We start from the raw sequence: 15,024 nt of genomic DNA on the forward strand, positions 1-15,024 counted from the left end.
AGTATCCAGCGTTCTACGTACGGCGTTCGAACTATTAACTTACAGTTGATAGTTCGAACGCCGTATCCGCATGCGGCTTCGGGACACAGCTAACGGTTACGCAAAACGCTGCTCGATTACAGAGGAATCTCAATGACCGCTCCTGATTTCACCGAATACTCTTGGGATCATCTTGAACGTGGCACCATCTTGGTAGTCACGCTCAGCGGACCTGCCTACCTCAGGCTCATGGACCCGGAAAATTACGCAGCATTCCAAGATTCAGAAGATTACGATTTCCGAGGTAGCTTAGCGCGTAAAGCACCTTACCGAATCAAGGTTCCCCGTTCAGGCCCCTGGTATTTAGCGGTTGATCTCAGCGGATTGGGAGTCCGCGGGGTACGCCACGCAGTGAGCGTGGAACCGCCACAGCGGCCCGACGGTCCACTAATCGACGAGTTTGAGTGAGAGCTCAACGAGATTTTTTGCGTTCATGCCCGGCCAACCATGCAGTATTTCCAACCACTGCGCCGGAATAGACCGCAACCCAGAAGCAGCCCCGGCCAACGATCCAGCAATTGCGGCCACGGTGTCCGTATCGACCCCGCCGCGTGCCGCAGCTTCGACTGCTGCGACGAGGTGCTCAGCACTCCCGCCCTCAGCAACATTGGAAACCGTGATGGAACTCCAAGCGCCTTGGAATGCTTCAACTACCCAGCCGTTATGTGAGAAATCGCGTGGGCTTTTTCTTCTGCCTGCTGAATTCGTCGTTCCCAAGCTAAGGCGCGTTCAGGATTTAGAAGTGGCAGCCCTACGCGGATATCTAGTTCTGCGCTGAGTACGGCGTGACGTACTGCTAGCGTCCATAAAGCGCAGGCTTCGGCTGCTTCATCATCGAAATGAGTCAGCTTACTAATCTCGACTGCCGCCTGGTATGTCTCATCCGGCGTACGGTCTAGATAAGCCAAAGCAATGGGAGCAGTTCTCATCAGGCTTCCGTTGCCGCCCGAACGACCTGTTTGCCGGTGAATCGCAGTCGCAGCGGCGACTGCATCCTGCGTATTCGGAGCATCGCGCTTATTAGCCCGTGCGGTTTGTTCCGCCGCACCGAGAACAGCCCGAGTCTGGGTGCCTACATCCGGCGCATCTTTCGCCCAGATAGCCCACTGACGCACCATATAGTCAGATGCGCCTGCGTCGAGTTGACCTCCGGAGTTCGCTAGTGCGCGTGCAATCACGATCGCCATCGAGGTATCGTCTGTCCACTCTCCGGGGGCAAAGTCACCTAGCCCGCCACCGATCATGGCTACCGGTTTGTCAGCCGGCAGGGGAGGACCAAATTCGTACCCAGCGCCAAGAGCGTCTCCCGCGGCCATACCTGTAAGTACTCCACAGATACGGTCTTTCATATCAGAAGAAAACTTCATACCATTCCCATCAGAAAACTTGCACCTTGCCAATGCATTGGCGGTAAATCCAAGTTATCCCGTGTAACCGACACTTTTCAGCACTCAGTCTTTCGGAATATCAAGCGGAAACACGAGAAGCGATCCCGACGCAGTAGCTACTGCCTTCCCGTTTTTATCTACAACTTCTCCTTCAGCGAAGATCACTCGACGTCCCGGCTTGGTAACAGTTCCGGTGCAACGTAGCGGTCCACTATCCGCCAACACCGGACGTAGGTAGTTCACTTTGATTTCAATGGAGGTGTATCCCATTCCTGCAGGAAGCGTCGAGTGCGCAGCGCAACCGAGTGCAGAGTCCAGCACTGCACAAACTAGTCCCCCATGCACAGTCCCAATCGGGTTATACAAAGACTCATCCGGTGTACTTGTGAAAGTGACCGACCCTTCGCTGACTTCGACTAGATCCATATTGAGATGCGACGCGATTGGTGCACCAGGAAGGTCACCGGATGCCATCTGTTTCAGATATTCCAGTCCGGAAAGTAACGGGAGCTGATCCATGGCGTCAGCAGGATCTCTCCACTTCACAAGTTTTTCACGGGCGTCAGTTCTAGCTTCCATTAATATGGCTCCTCTAGCCTTGATTTTCTGTTTTCTCGGGCAACGGCACATTTTGTAGGCGCAGTTGCCCGCGAGCCAGCACCTTGGAACTAGCGTCGTCTGTGATGATGACTTCCCATAATTGTTGGGTACGGCCTTGATGCAAAGCTGTGGCCTCAACTAGAGCCAAGCCGGAACTACCTGGCCGCAAAAAATCTGTGGCGTTGTGAACCCCGACGGCAAATTGTCGATGCTCTTTGACGGCGAAGCTCGCCCCAATACTGGCGGCGCTTTCTACGATTGTGGTGAACAGTCCTCCATGCACCACTCCCCACGGTGTGTGGTGATTTGGTCCTAATTGCACGTGCCCGCGCAGGGACGTGGCGTTAAGTTCATCAACGACAAAACCGGTAGCAGCCACAAACTCGCTGGGCTCAGTCCGCGTCATACCTGGCAGAAGTTCTTCATTCGTGTTCAATCTCTTGCCCTTCAAAAGCTGGCTGTTATATTTGAAGCTAGCTAGAGAGTCAGGATCTGTCAACGGTAAGGAGCTGCTTTGAACATGCAGTGGCAGGACTACGACACTGAGAATTGCTCTATTCAACGCACTTTGGAAGTCGTCGGTGAAAAGTGGAGTTTGCTAATACTCCGGGAAGCATTTAATGGAGTGCGTCGATTCGATGCGATACGCAGCCACCTAGGGGCTTCCGAAGCGATGATCTCCGCCCGGCTAAATTCCCTGATGGCCAGCGGAATACTCGTAGCCACTCCATACAAGGAACCTGGCCACCGTACGCGTAACGAATATCGCCTCACCCCAAAGGGATTGGATCTTTACCCGATTATAATTTCGCTACTCCAATGGGGCGACAGATACGAGGCAGATCCGACCGGACCACCGTTACTCATCAAGCACAGCGGTTGTGGAGAGCAGGTTTCTGCCGTGGTGCAGTGCGCGCTCGGGCACGTTCTAGACACACCAAGAGAGTCTCAGGTATCCCCCGGGCCTGGGGCGAAACTGCGCGGATCAGCTCCCTAAACTTACGGTCCTGCAGGCAAACAATTTCGCTGTTTAGGGTAAATTTTCTTCAGCGCTGCATCTCTTTATCGTTGATCTCTGCGTCTGGCCTGCGGTAGGGCTACCGTTGCTTGGTCAACGCTTGACGCTCCATCCAACATAGTGAGTCTGGCCTTGACCTGCTCTAAATCAATTTTGAGCTGGTCAACAGTCGCGCGGTAATTATTGAGCTCTCGCTTTCGACGCCTAGCGGCTCTAAAACTCATCACCGCGACAAGAATCATCAGTGGAACGGCGATGAGTAATGCCCAGCCACTCTTCGTGAAGAAATCCAGTGCTACCGGAAGCGCCTGTTGGAACGCCACAAGCGAGTTCACACTTCCAACCATTGATTGGAGTGCGGAATTTAACGAGTCCAAGTATTGCCCAACGAGTGGCGTCTCGCTCAAGGAAGGTGCACTGAGTGGAACGGTTCCCTCCTGCGCCCATCGAGGATCCCCGACGGTCCGCAAAACGTAGATCCCCGCACCGGCGTTAAGCACTGCAAAGAGCATCACAGAACTGAGAGCCACCCATTGCAGTTGTCGCCGACGCCAGATTCCCATCGCTACAGCAAACACTGCGGTGCATACCCAAATCGCGACCGATAGGTCTTCTCGACTTAAACCGCGTAGTAGATCCATAAGATTTCCCGCCTATTTGCAGTAGGAGCGCCATCGGGCCCGTAGTTCAAGGCAAGCCTACCGGAGGAGAAAATGGTGCCATGGGTCGCAGAACTTATTTCTGAGCACTCCCAAAGTAATCGAGCCATCGACGGCCCCATTCCTCCAAAATGTTACTGCGCAGTAACTCACCGTGGGTTGGATGGGCGAAATATAGCCAAAAAGACTGTGAGTTTCTTGCTAACCGCTGAAAATAGCGTGCCCGTGTACGCACTGTGCACCAACAAGGAATACGGTAGAGATAGACGTTTTTTTATTATTTCTCGTAAAGCATCAATCTACTTCTACTTCGTTGCGTCCGAGCACGGCGCAACAGCCCCGACACAAAGGCTACATTTTGAACGGCAACGCCACTTTTAAACACCACAACGTGGCCCTCATAGCGGTAAATAGCGTACTTGCACCAGAGGTCATGAGTTCAGCAGAATTCGACGAACGCCTGGCCCCAAGCCTCAAGCGCCTCCGTCTTTCTAAGAAGTTGCTTGAACGGGTGTCGGGCGTCAAAGAACGCCGTTGGTGGTCTGAGGGTGTCGAGTTTGACGACGCTGCAATCGTTGCTGGCCAAAATGCGCTGACGCAGGCAGGTGTGGAACCGGGCGAGATTGGTCTGCTGATTAACACCTCAGTCACCCGCCGCAACCTAGAGCCTTCGGTAGCTTCCAAGATTCATAATGGTCTGGGTTTACCATCCTCCGCTATGAATTTTGACATAACAAATGCCTGCCTAGGATTCGTCAACGGCATGAGCTTGGCAGCAAACATGATTGATTCGGGGCAGATCAAGTACGCCCTGATCGTGGCTGGTGAAGATTCCCGCCCGACTCAGGAAACAACATTCCGCCGCCTGAACGATGAGAGCTCTACTCGTGAAGATTACATGCGCGAGTTTGCGACTCTGACCCTTGGTTCGGGCGCAGCTGCAGCCGTCATTGGCCCAGCAGATCTGCACCCGGACGGGCACCGCATCATTGGTGGCGTCTCACGCGCCGGTACCGAACACCATGAACTGTGCGTAGGTGGCCCGGCAGGAATGTACACCGATACCAAGGGGCTGTTAGACAACGGCCTAGAACTGGTGGTAAATGCTTGGGATGAAGCCCAGGAATCCGGATGGAACTGGAAGTCCATGGATCGGTATGTCACCCACCAGGTCTCCAAGTCCTACACCAACGCCATCATCAAGGCTGTGGGCCTAGTCAAGGATCGTGTTCCGATCACCTTCTCTAAGTGGGGAAACGTTGGTCCAGCTTCCTTGCCGATGACCTTGTCTCAGGAAGCTGACACTTTGAAGCCAGGTGACCGTGTTCTGTGTATGGGCGTTGGTTCAGGATTAAATACCGCGATGATGGAGATTGCCTGGTGACCGAGCTTTTCCCCGGTGTAGATGGAATTTATTCGACTTATCTTGAGGTTCCTTCCACTTCGAAAGTGGATGATCCAGGGACGCTGCACATGTGGCATCTGCTCGATAACGAAGACGAACTTCTAGCACGAGGAATTGAGCCCATCGGCACCCTCGTGTGTGTCCATGGCAACCCAACGTGGTCGTACCTATGGCGCAGCCTGTTGAACCATGTTTCGGCTAATGCTCTGCCGTGGCGCGTCGTCGCGGTGGATCAGCTAGACATGGGATTCTCCGCGCGTACCGGCAAGTTCCGTCGGCTAGCTGACCGAGTTAATGATTTGGGAGACCTCATCGACTCGCTCGGGCTCAGCGGCAAGGTCACCACCGTGGGTCATGACTGGGGTGGTGTCATTTCTCTGGGATGGGCCACCAGCCATCAGGATCAGCTGGCCAACGTCATTTTAACTAATACCGCGATTCATCCTGCTGGCTTTGAACTCCCCGCAGCGTTGAAGCTCGCTTCACATCCTGCGGTTCATGGTTGGGGCACTAAGACCACCAGCGCCTTCTTACAGGTAACCCACTCGTTAGCTCAGCCTGCGCTTGATCCAGAAGTCCGCAAAGCATTCATGGCTCCCTACACAAGTGCCGCCAAACGCGAGGGCGTAGCGAACTTTGTGGCAGATATTCCTTTCGCCGAAGACCATCCCAGCCGCTCGACGCTGAACGAAATTGCGCAGGCTGTACGCACGCTCACCGTTCCGACCTTGATGTTGTGGGGGCCAAAGGATCCAGTCTTCTCAGACCGTTATCTTCGCGACCTCATGGGTCGACTCCCGCACGCGCAGGTACACCGCTTCGAGGGCGCCAGCCATTTGGTAGGCGAGGACAAAGACATTGCCACCCCCATGTTTGACTGGTTGTCCAGCAATCAGAACTCCACAAATTCTTCACGAGCAGACAGCCTAGTTGACTACCGGCCAATGCTCTCAGAGTTGGATTCACGCACCGCAGACCACAGCGTTGCTGTAGTAGATATTAATCCTCCACGTTCGCTTTCCTGGTCAGAGCTGGGCCAACGGGTCAACGCGTTGGCCGCAGGACTTCAAGAAATTGGAGTCAAGGCCGGGGACCGAGTTAATTTACTTGTTCCCCCGGGCATTGAGCTAACAACTTTGATCTACGCTTGCCTGCGTTTAGGGGCTGTCATAGTGGTGGCTGATGCTGGACTCGGCACAAAGGGTTTGGGACGCGCCATCAAGGGCGCGGGGCCAAGCTATCTTATTGGTATTGACCGTGCACTCACCGGAGCACGACTATTCAACTGGCCAGGTACCAAGATTTCAGTGGAAACCTTGCCTGCTGCCAAGCGCAAACTATTAGGCGTGGAGCATTCTCTTTCCGAGCTTTTCGACGTAGGAAACAAGCTCGCGCCACAAGCTTCAAATTTCGAGCCCGCCGAACCAGACGCTGACGCCGCTGTGCTCTTCACTTCCGGCTCAACAGGCCCCGCTAAGGGTGTTGTTTATACACACCGGCAGTTGGGCGCAATGCGCGACACCCTGCGCGAAACTTACAATCTCAAAGCCGGTTCTGCTCTTGTTGCTGGCTTTGCGCCGTTTGCTTTGCTTGGTCCAGCTTTGGGCGCAACCTCGGTCACTCCAGATATGGATGTCACCGCACCCCGAACGCTAACTGCCTCGGCCTTAGCAGATGCTGCGGTAGCCGTAGATGCAACAACGGTTTTTGCCTCACCTGCAGCGCTGGCCAACGTTTTGGATACCAAGAATTCTCTGGATGCAACCCACCGGAAGACTCTCGCGAACGTTTCGGTAATGCTCTCGGCTGGTGCACCTATTCCAGAACCATTGTTAGCCAAAGTCCAAGAGCTAGTACCTAACGCACAGGTACACACGCCTTATGGCATGACCGAGGCACTTCCAGTCACAGATATCGACCTTGCGGGTATTCGCGAGGCGGGCCAGGGCAACGGTGTGTGCGTTGGTACGGCCGTCGCTGGCGCAAAGGTAGCCATTGCCCCTATCGATTCGATGGGAATCGCGGGAGACCAACCGCAATACACCCCTCACGTCACCGGTGAAATTCTAGTTCGCGCCCCACATGTCAAGGATCGCTATGACCGGCTTTGGATTACCGAGCAGGTGAGCATTTCAATCCCGGGCTGGCACAGGACTGGAGATGTTGGACATCTCGATGATGACGGACGGCTTTGGGTAGAGGGCCGGCTAGGGCATGTATTGAGCACCGCTAAAGGGGCTATGACCCCGGTGGCCGCTGAACACGCAGTTGAGTCTGTGTCCGGCGCTGGTCGCGCCGCATTGGTGGGTGTAGGACCGGCTGGCACACAGGCCGCCGTAGTAGTGATGGAAACAATTCCACCGGCGCGCAAAGCAGGCCCGGCAAGCAACGAGTTATCGCAAAAAGTTCGCAGTGCCGTCGCCGAAACCGGCGTGGATGTGGCTGCGGTTTTGATTGTTTCATCGCTGCCAACCGACATTCGCCATAACTCCAAAATCGATCGTGCCGCACTAGCTACTTGGGCAACTGCCACACTGGCCGGCGGAAGGGTCCGCAAGCCATGAGCACAGGCGTGAATAATGCAGAGCCTCGTCGTATCTTGGTTACCGGAGCCAGCGGGATGCTCGGCGGGGCGGTAGCTGAGCTATTGCGCGGCAAAGGACACCACGTTCGAACTTTCCAGCGCGGCGCTTCGAGCCAAGCGACGGATGAGATCCGTGGCTCACTCACCGATAAGGATGTAGTGGCTACCGCCGTGCAATCCATGGATGCGGTGATTCATCTGGCCGCGAAGGTCTCCTTTACCGGCCATTGGAATGAATTTGTCGCCACTAATATCGATGGAACAGCAAATTTGTTAGCGGCTGCAAAAAGCGCTGGCATCAAGGATTTTGTTTTTGTTTCTTCCCCTTCGGTCGCTCATTTCGGTGATTCGTTGACGGGCGCATCAGCAGGTATTGCGAACCCGAATTTGGCTCGCGGTAACTACGCTCGCTCTAAGGCAGCTGCTGAGCTAAGTGCCTTGGCCGAGGACTCCCCCGAATTCCGGGTGGCTGCTATAAGGCCACACGTGGTGTGGGGTCCTGGCGATACCCAACTGGTTGAGCGTGTGGTTGACCGTGCCAAGAGCGGCCGGCTTCCACTACTAGACAGTGGTGTGGCACTTATTGACACTACCTACATTGATAATGCGGCCTCCGCGATTGTTCGCGGGCTAGAACGCATGGATTACGCTCACGGACGGGCACTTGTCGTCACCAATGGTGAGCCTCGCCCGGTGGGGGAACTCATTGCTGGAATTTGCAAGGCTGGTGGAGCTCCGGCTCCGAAACTTAATGTTCCTGGCTGGTTGGCACGCGGTGCTGGCTCGGTTATCGAGAAAGTCTGGCTGGCCGCAGGTTCTCGCAATCTAGTGCATGATGAGCCACCGATGACTCGATTCTTGGCCGAGCAACTTTCAACCGCTCACTGGTTTGACCAGCGCGAGACGCATGAAGTGTTGGATTGGAAGCCAACGGTGAGTATTGACGCAGGCTTGGCAAAACTTGCAGCCCACTATGGGCAGTTGTAACTCAAAAGTACGTAGTCGTTAGTCCTCTGGCAGTGACCCTTCCAGACAGCGCGACCCCGAAGGCTTGGGGGAATCTTCGGGGTCGCTATCCTGAACGTTGGTTTTCCGAGTCTTGGGGGTACTCAGGAAATACTGCGCAGGACGTTTAGACGCTATCTGGGATGCTAGATATCGCAGTTGGTCCGTAGCACTCGCGCTACATCTTGGATTTCTAGCTTCCTACTGAACTTCTATGACTCCATCATCACCGGTGAGCCAACTGGTCAACAAGAGACAAGATTTCAAATACTGATAAGAGATGGCCCCATTGCCAGCCCGAGACGTCTCGCAGCCCTCTTCAGACTCGCTTCTTCGCTCTCCAGCAACTTGCGTTGCGAAGGTAGAGACACTGCAATCGCGCCAACCATCCCGTTATTCTGAATGGGAGCCGCGTGACAGGAAATACCAAGTAGATATTCTTCTTTATCTGACCAAATCTTGGAGCCGACAGACAGATTGCGTTCCAGACCGCCGCGGCTAGTAATGGTGTTAGGCGTTAGATCATACAGATCGTGTCGGTTGATGTAATCATCACGCAGTTCGTCGCTAAGGTTTGCCAAAATCGCCTTGCCAAATGCCGTTGCATGCCCGGACTCATGCACTCCTACCCACAAATCCACGCTTCGCCCTTCGGGACCTTCGACCATTGCTAGGAGATGGATCTCGTCATCCTGGTAAGTGGTTAAATACGTGGCGGCGCCAAGCTCATCACTCAACGACCTGAGCACTGGACGAACCCGTGGCACCAGTTCTTGGATTGCATCATTTTGCACCGTAAGTGAGGATGCGCCGAGCGCATACCCACCATCAATTTTGCACAGGTAACCCTCAAATTCGAGGGTTCGCAATAAGTGATAAGTCGTAGGCAAGGGGAATTCGGTAATTCGTGCAAGCTTCTTCGCCGAAATGGCAGTACCGCTCGCCGCAACAGCCTCCAAGAGGCGCAATGCCTTCTGCACCGACCCAATCAAAGTTGGTTGTGCCACTTCACACCCCCATGAAAAGCTGAGATCCCAAAAACAGCAGTGATCTACATCATAACCTAAGCTGATTAGAACCGTTGAGGCTCTAAAATCTGTCAAATTTTGCACCCACACAAATTAATACTCACCGCGGTATCTGGCTTGACGCGAACGACCAGACAGACATTATTTGGGGAAATTTTACTCCCTGAGATTGTAAGAAACATTCATAGATCGGCCGGTTCGAAACATCCTTGCTAGCATTCATCGGTGGCGAGCACTCTGCGCTAAATTGAACTAATGAGCAAAAAGATTTCCTATCAGGGCGAAGCCGGATCCAATTCGAATATGGCCTGCACCGAGCAGTTCCCCGATATGGAAGCCATACCTTGTGCGAGCTTTGAAGACGCCTTCGCCATGGTGGAAAGCGGCGAAGCCGATCTTGCCATGATCCCCATTGAGAACTCGATTGCGGGACGAGTTGCCGACATTCACGTTTTACTCCCCGAATCTGGACTACAGATTGTCGGCGAGCACTATTTGCGTATCCGCTTTGACCTGTTGGGACTTCCTGGAAGCAGCATTGAAGAAGCTACCGAAGTCCATAGTCATATCCATGCACTAGGACAGTGCCGCAAGATCATCCGTGAGAACAAGCTGACACCAGTGATCGCTGGAGACACGGCAGGTTCCGCGCGCGAGGTCCAAGAATGGAACGACCCCACCAAACTATCGCTTGCGCCACCACTTGCTGCCGAACTTTACGGACTAGAAGTACTAGCGTCTTCGGTAGAAGACGACGATACGAACACCACCCGTTTCGTCGTTCTTGCGCGGAAGCAAGAGCTCCCCGTCCGCTCTAAACTTCCCGAATCTGTGATCACCACCTTGGTCTTCCACGCTCGTAACGTGCCTAGCGCACTGTACAAAGCATTAGGTGGATTTGCTACCAACGGGGTAAACCTGACTCGCATGGAAAGTTACATGCTTGACTCAAGTTTCGCTGCCACAATTTTCATGGTTGACATCGAAGGCCATCCCGAAGACTTACCGGTACGCCTTGCCTTAGAAGAATTGGACTTCTTCACATGGGAAATCAAGATACTCGGTACCTATGCCGCAAGTGAGCATCGCCAAAAGGTCTCTGCTTCCTTCGTGTAAAGATTGGCAGCTCAATAATTTCCGACTGCTCGGTACTCGCCTCTAGAAGTTGGCGTTAATTGCTGTGTCCCAAGGTGAAATACCGAGCACGAATTTCTCTGATTCGACGTCAAACCTCCCCCTCAATAGCTGCTTTAAAATTCCAGAAAATGAATAACTGATAAACTCAAGGGTGGAGTCCCTTGAACAGGACAAGTTTTTCCTCGACATGTGAACGCTTTCAATGCGTGACTGGTCGACTGGTTTAGAGCATTTTTGTTGAATTGCGCGACGTTGACGAGCTCGATTGTTGGTTCGATTCTCGGCGCGCAACTGATATAAGGCTTAGATAGCCGGAGAGGTACGTTTGACTCAACGCGTCGCAATTATTGGAGCAGGACCCAGCGGCATTGCCCAGCTGCGGGCATTCGATTCTGCCAAGAAATCCGGGCGAGAGATCCCTGAGATCGTCTGCTTTGAAAAGCAAGACGACTGGGGAGGTCAGTGGAATTACAACTGGCGTAGCGGCATAGACAAGTACGGCGAACCAGTGCATTCGAGCATGTACCGCAACCTTTGGTCTAACGGCCCCAAAGAAGCCTTAGAATTCGCCGAGTACACATTTGATGAGCATTTTGGCCGCCCAATTTCTTCCTACCCACCTCGTGCAGTGTTGTGGGATTACATCAATGGTCGCGCCGAGAAGTCCGATGTTAAAAAGCTCGTTCGCTTCGCTACCGTGGTGCGTTGGGTTGATTTTGACGAGAGCACCAACCTGTTTACTGTCACCACCGAAGATCTCAAGACCGGACAGACAGAAACTTCCGAATTCGATCATGTCATCGTGGGCTCCGGACACTTCAGCTTCCCTAACGTCCCAGACTTTAACGGCATTGAAACGTTCTCTGGCGAGCTTATGCATGCCCACGATTTCCGCGGAGCTGAACGCTTAGCAGATAAAGATGTTCTGCTGATCGGAGCTAGTTATTCGGCTGAAGACATTGGTGTTCAGTCATTCAAAATGGGCGCACGCTCAGTTACGTATAGCTACCGCTCAGGTCCTATGGGGTTCGACTGGCCAGAAGGCATTGAGGAACTCCCCCTCATTGACCGCTTCGAAGGTTCAACCGCGTACTTCAGCAACGGCATGTCCCGCTCATTTGATACGGTCATCCTGTGCACCGGATACTTGCACCACTATCCATTCTTGCCCTCTGATTTGGCATTGGATTCACCAAACAACGTTTACCCGGATACCTTGTACCGCGGTGTTGTTTCTGAAAACAACGACAGCCTGTATTACCTAGGTGCCCAGGATCAGTGGTTCACCTTTAATATGTTTGATGCCCAGGCTTGGTACGTTCGCGATCTAATTTTGGGCGAGCTAACCGTCCCATCTCCGAGCGAACAACGCGAAAGCATCGATGCTTGGCTTGAACGTTTTAACGCTATCGAAACAGCAGAAGACGAAGTGAAATTCCAAGCCGACTACATCCGGGATCTCATTGAACTGACGGACTACCCGATGTTTGATTTGGACGAAGTCACCCGAACCTTTATGGCCTGGAAAACGGATAAAAAGAAAAATATCCTGACCTACCGCGACAAGGTTTATCGTTCAGTGATGACCGGTACGATGGCGGACAAGCACCATACGCCATGGCTCAGCGAACTGGATGACAGCATGGAACGCTACGTTTCCGCTGCCCCGCGAGAAAAACTCGAAGATCTCGCCTTGAACGAGCGCTCCAAGTCGAGCAAGGCGTAGCTAAAACTTGACCTTGCGTCTCTAGCCTTGACCGCATGGTGGCCTTGCTCCGAGTACTTGGTGCAAGGCCACAGCCATGTTTAGAGCTTTACTCGACTCAGATACGTCGAGCCTGTTTTAGTTCTGATGCCACGTTTTATTGGCTAGGTATTCCACGAGTACCGGCGTTCAGGCCGGCCCACTCCTCCATAACGCAGATTGACCTGTGCCAGATTTTCATCGGCCAAATACTCCAGATATCGGCGAGCGCTCACCCGTGAGGTGCCGAGTTTTTCTGCAGTTTCTGTGGCGGAAATGGGTTGTACCGCCTCTTTGACGATGTTTTCTACCAGTGTCATAGTTTCGGCACTGCACCCCTTAGGCAATGGACGGCGATTTTGTCCGCTGAGTCCAAAAAGTCGATTGACGTCTGCTTGTTGCAGTTCTTGATCGGCTTGTTGCAATGGCTGGTATGTTTTCAGATAGTGTTCGAGCCGTTCGTGTAGGTCTTCGCGGGAGAATGGCTTCATCAGGTAGTGCACGATTCCGCCACGAAGCGCCCGTCGCACGGTGTCCATTTCGCGTGCCGCGCTGATGACTAGAACGTCGAGGTCTGGCTGAATGTCGCGCAAGCGTTGCAACAGGTCTAGGCCGTTCATGTCTGGCAGGTGGATATCGAGCAAGACGAGATCTGGCGACAACGCAGTGGCTGCAATCAGTGCGTCTTTGGCCGAGTGGGCTACCCCCACCACGGAGAATCCTGGCTCGTTGTTGACGAACCCGGAGTGAACCTTGGCGACCATGAAGTCATCATCAATCACCAGTACTTTGATCACGAGTTATTCCCTACTTCCTGAGTGTGGCGGTGAATTGTGCGCCATCAGCGTTGATGGCTTGCACGTCTCCTGCGCGCCGCCGGCAGACTAGTCTGGTTAGTGCCAGTCCAAATCCTCTTCCGCCGGATACTGTGGTGTCTTTGGTTGAGAATCCTTGAGTAAAGATCTCATTGATTGCCGCGTCATCTATCCCTGATCCATTATCGCTTACCTGAACGATGACGTGGGTTTCGGATTCTTCGATGCGTAGCTCGATGTGCGGTTGAGTCACTGCTGATACCGCATCTATCGCGTTATCTACGAGGTTGCCGATGACCGTGGTGAGGTCTCGTGCTAGTTGCTCATCATTACGTCCAAGATGTGAATTCTCGGCGACGCTTAGCTTGATCCCCCGCTCCGTAGCCACACTGGCCTTAGCGATCAAGAGCGCAGCAATCGTCGGTTCGTTGATCCTAGCCGCAACATCTTCAAAGAGTTTGCTCCGGCTGAAGCTCACCCCATCAATGAACCCCACTACTTCATCATATTCACCTAGCTGGATCAGCCCCGAGATGGCATGTAGCTGGTTGGCGAATTCGTGAGTCTGTGCCCGCAACATGTCCGAGGTTGCTTTACTGTCGCCTAGCTCTTGTTCTAAGAGAGTTAGCTCGGTTCGGTCACGAAAGGTGGTGACCGAACCGAGGTCGCGTCCGGCGACAGCCACCGGCATGCGGTTGAAGACAAGGACTTTCTCGGCAACGAGGAATTGACGGTCTGGGTGATTCTGTTTGGTGGTCAATGCACGGGTCACCTGCGGTGCGACCTTTAGCTGTTCCAGTGTTTGCCCTACACAGTCATTGGGTAGCTGCAGTAGTTCAATAGCAATGTCGTTGGCCAGCATCACTCGTTGGTCGGGGGAAATGGAAACGATTCCTTCTTTGACCCCGTGGAGCAGGGCCTCGCGGTGCTCGAAGAGTTCTGAGATTTCCCGAGGTTCCATGCCACGAGTTTGATGTTTCACTCTTCTGGAGAGAAGTACGGAGCCGACCGTTCCCAAGAGCACGGATACCAAGAGCGTAAATAGGGCGCTGGGTGCGATCTCGCGGATCACCGCTTGCGTTGAAGGATATTTTTGTCCGGCGCTGACAATCCCGACCATTGTCCCCTCATCGTCTAGAACCGGAACTTGTGCGATCAGCACATGATTTCCGTTGCGCCAGATATCTCCGGTCCACCCTCGACCTTCTATTACCTGAGATTGCGGATGAAGAATCGAGGTTCCTACATCGTCAGGGAAACTAGAGGTGATCACCTCGCCTTGCGGGTCAGCGACGGCGACGAACTGCAGTCCAGAGGTGCTTCGTACCGATTCCGCCATGGCTGGTAGCGCAGAGCCCATTTCTGGTTCGGCGCCCGGAAGCATGACGCGCATCAGTGGGTTAGCGGCCAGTGATTCTGCTGCCGCAAGACTGCGCCGGCCTTCTTCTTGCTCAAAATTATTTGTTGCTTGAGTTGCGGAAACCACCACGACACCGGTAAGCACTACGGCAATGATCAGCAGTTGTAGGACGAGGTACTGCGCTGCCAGTGAGATTCGGTTGGGAAACATTTTGCCGAACCATGCCTTGATCGCCCGCACTG

The 15,024-nt window shown here is 53.6% G+C and carries 15 protein-coding genes; 7 read left to right on the forward strand and 8 right to left on the reverse strand.

Translation table 11 applies throughout. From position 1 onward, the window contains the following. Window positions 1-132: 132 nt before the first annotated feature. On the forward strand, window positions 133-447 hold the full coding sequence (locus tag CQ011_RS15480) for a DUF1883 domain-containing protein (RefSeq protein ID WP_105678616.1): 315 nt from the start codon (window positions 133-135) through the stop codon (window positions 445-447). On the opposite strand, the gene CQ011_RS18200 is transcribed toward CQ011_RS15480, so the two are convergent. From CQ011_RS18200 to CQ011_RS15495, 4 genes are all read right to left on the reverse strand, one after another. Next, window positions 427-756 carry an ADP-ribosylglycohydrolase family protein gene (locus CQ011_RS18200; RefSeq protein ID WP_502692893.1) on the reverse strand — a complete coding sequence of 110 codons (330 nt, stop codon included), beginning with the start codon at window positions 754-756 and terminating at the stop codon, window positions 427-429. The two genes, CQ011_RS15480 and CQ011_RS18200, sit on opposite strands and share 21 nt — an antisense overlap. Beyond that, window positions 690-1,406 carry an ADP-ribosylglycohydrolase family protein gene (locus CQ011_RS15485; protein WP_502692894.1) on the reverse strand — a complete coding sequence of 239 codons (717 nt, stop codon included), beginning with the start codon at window positions 1,404-1,406 and terminating at the stop codon, window positions 690-692. The genes CQ011_RS18200 and CQ011_RS15485 overlap by 67 nt, the downstream gene beginning before the upstream one ends. A gap of 84 nt (window positions 1,407-1,490) precedes the next feature. Next, entirely contained in the window at window positions 1,491-2,006 is a 516-nt protein-coding gene (locus CQ011_RS15490; protein WP_096254531.1) for a PaaI family thioesterase, read from the reverse strand. A gap of 13 nt (window positions 2,007-2,019) precedes the next feature. Continuing rightward, complete coding sequence (locus tag CQ011_RS15495) at window positions 2,020-2,463, reverse strand: PaaI family thioesterase (RefSeq protein ID WP_286161225.1); 444 nt, start codon at window positions 2,461-2,463, stop codon at window positions 2,020-2,022. A gap of 84 nt (window positions 2,464-2,547) precedes the next feature. On the opposite strand from CQ011_RS15495, the gene CQ011_RS15500 reads away from it, so the two are divergent. After that, complete coding sequence (locus CQ011_RS15500) at window positions 2,548-3,024, forward strand: winged helix-turn-helix transcriptional regulator (protein WP_105678618.1); 477 nt, start codon at window positions 2,548-2,550, stop codon at window positions 3,022-3,024. A gap of 65 nt (window positions 3,025-3,089) precedes the next feature. Here the strand turns inward: CQ011_RS15500 and CQ011_RS15505 are convergent, their stop codons facing one another. Then, window positions 3,090-3,575, reverse strand: coding sequence for a hypothetical protein (locus CQ011_RS15505; RefSeq protein WP_146112646.1), 486 nt, complete (start codon window positions 3,573-3,575; stop codon window positions 3,090-3,092). A gap of 487 nt (window positions 3,576-4,062) precedes the next feature. Here CQ011_RS15505 and CQ011_RS15510 point away from each other — a divergent pair, with 487 nt between their 5' ends. Genes CQ011_RS15510 through CQ011_RS15520 form a run of 3 tightly spaced genes read left to right on the forward strand, consistent with a single transcriptional unit; the run spans window position 4,063 to window position 8,680 of the window. Next, window positions 4,063-5,088, forward strand: coding sequence for a 3-oxoacyl-ACP synthase III (locus CQ011_RS15510; protein WP_181148159.1), 1,026 nt, complete (start codon window positions 4,063-4,065; stop codon window positions 5,086-5,088). Further along, window positions 5,085-7,673 carry an alpha/beta fold hydrolase gene (locus CQ011_RS15515; protein ID WP_105678620.1) on the forward strand — a complete coding sequence of 863 codons (2,589 nt, stop codon included), beginning with the start codon at window positions 5,085-5,087 and terminating at the stop codon, window positions 7,671-7,673. Before CQ011_RS15510 ends, CQ011_RS15515 begins: the two co-directional genes overlap by 4 nt. Further along, entirely contained in the window at window positions 7,670-8,680 is a 1,011-nt protein-coding gene (locus CQ011_RS15520; RefSeq protein WP_105678621.1) for an NAD-dependent epimerase/dehydratase family protein, read from the forward strand. The genes CQ011_RS15515 and CQ011_RS15520 overlap by 4 nt, the downstream gene beginning before the upstream one ends. Window positions 8,681-8,961: 281 nt before the next feature. Here the strand turns inward: CQ011_RS15520 and CQ011_RS15525 are convergent, their stop codons facing one another. Beyond that, a complete protein-coding gene (locus CQ011_RS15525; protein WP_105678622.1) occupies window positions 8,962-9,705 on the reverse strand; it encodes an IclR family transcriptional regulator in 744 nt (247 codons plus the stop codon). Between the two features lie 276 nt (window positions 9,706-9,981). Between CQ011_RS15525 and CQ011_RS15530 the strand changes: the two genes are divergently transcribed. Beyond that, window positions 9,982-10,842: a prephenate dehydratase gene (locus CQ011_RS15530; protein WP_105678623.1), complete on the forward strand. Its 861-nt coding sequence runs from the start codon at window positions 9,982-9,984 to the stop codon at window positions 10,840-10,842. Between the two features lie 346 nt (window positions 10,843-11,188). Beyond that, window positions 11,189-12,589, forward strand: a complete 1,401-nt coding sequence (locus CQ011_RS15535; RefSeq protein WP_105678624.1) for a trimethylamine monooxygenase — start codon at window positions 11,189-11,191, stop codon at window positions 12,587-12,589. 143 nt (window positions 12,590-12,732) lie between these two features. Here CQ011_RS15535 and CQ011_RS15540 read toward each other — a convergent pair whose 3' ends face one another. Both CQ011_RS15540 and CQ011_RS15545 read right to left on the reverse strand, forming a co-directional pair. After that, on the reverse strand, window positions 12,733-13,404 hold the full coding sequence (locus CQ011_RS15540; RefSeq protein ID WP_105678625.1) for a response regulator: 672 nt from the start codon (window positions 13,402-13,404) through the stop codon (window positions 12,733-12,735). A gap of 10 nt (window positions 13,405-13,414) precedes the next feature. After that, entirely contained in the window at window positions 13,415-15,022 is a 1,608-nt protein-coding gene (locus tag CQ011_RS15545) for a sensor histidine kinase (protein WP_353616177.1), read from the reverse strand. Window positions 15,023-15,024 lie beyond the last annotated feature (2 nt).

The sequence above is a fragment of the Arthrobacter sp. MYb213 genome, from assembly GCF_002979915.1.
Taxonomy (GTDB): domain Bacteria; phylum Actinomycetota; class Actinomycetes; order Actinomycetales; family Micrococcaceae; genus Glutamicibacter.

Coding starts and splice junctions, on each gene's coding strand:
- CQ011_RS15480 (WP_105678616.1), top strand. CDS start 133: ATGACCGCTCCTGATTTCACCGAATACTCTTGGGATCATCTTGAACGT.
- CQ011_RS15485 (WP_502692894.1), bottom strand. CDS start 1,406: ATGAAGTTTTCTTCTGATATGAAAGACCGTATCTGTGGAGTACTTACA.
- CQ011_RS15520 (WP_105678621.1), top strand. CDS start 7,670: ATGAGCACAGGCGTGAATAATGCAGAGCCTCGTCGTATCTTGGTTACC.
- CQ011_RS15530 (WP_105678623.1), top strand. CDS start 9,982: ATGAGCAAAAAGATTTCCTATCAGGGCGAAGCCGGATCCAATTCGAAT.
- CQ011_RS15500 (WP_105678618.1), top strand. CDS start 2,548: ATGCAGTGGCAGGACTACGACACTGAGAATTGCTCTATTCAACGCACT.
- CQ011_RS15490 (WP_096254531.1), bottom strand. CDS start 2,006: ATGGAAGCTAGAACTGACGCCCGTGAAAAACTTGTGAAGTGGAGAGAT.